Origin of the sequence: Algoriphagus taiwanensis (assembly GCF_036245645.1) — a bacterium.
Taxonomy (GTDB): domain Bacteria; phylum Bacteroidota; class Bacteroidia; order Cytophagales; family Cyclobacteriaceae; genus Algoriphagus; species Algoriphagus taiwanensis.
Genome location: NZ_BTPE01000043.1, coordinates 1 through 496 on the forward strand (window position 1 = coordinate 1; position 496 = coordinate 496).

Below are 496 nucleotides of genomic sequence, written 5' to 3' on the forward strand. Positions count from 1 at the left end.
AGCCAACCTCTAAAAGTGCGTCTCAGTTCGGATCGGGGTCTGCAACTCGACCCCGTGAAGCTGGAATCGCTAGTAATCGCGCATCAGCCATGGCGCGGTGAATACGTTCCCGGACCTTGTACACACCGCCCGTCAAGCCATGGAAGTCGGGTAGACCTGAAGGCGGTAACCGTGAGGAGCCGTTTAGGGTAGAACCGGTAACTGGGGCTAAGTCGTAACAAGGTAGCCGTACCGGAAGGTGCGGCTGGAACACCTCCTTTCTGGAAACAGAAGACTGCCATCAGCCGCCTTACACACTTTGACACTGACCCGACGTGGGTCATCAGTTCATTGACATATTGAAGTAGAAACTGTAACAGATTCATCCGCGAGGATGATTGAAGTAGAAGTAAGTGAATAAGGGCGCACGGGGGATGCCTAGGCTCTCAGAGGCGAGGAAGGACGTGATAAGCTGCGATAAGCTACGGGGATTGGCCAATGCGATTTGATCCGTAGA

General features: G+C 53.6%; 2 rRNA genes. Both read left to right on the plus strand.

The features are described from left to right. A 16S ribosomal RNA gene (locus tag AAA938_RS20185) occupies nt 1–260 on the plus strand; the annotation flags it as partial. Nucleotides 261–386: 126 nt separating this feature from the next. After that, nucleotides 387–496: ribosomal RNA gene (locus AAA938_RS20190) — 23S ribosomal RNA — on the plus strand; the annotation flags it as partial.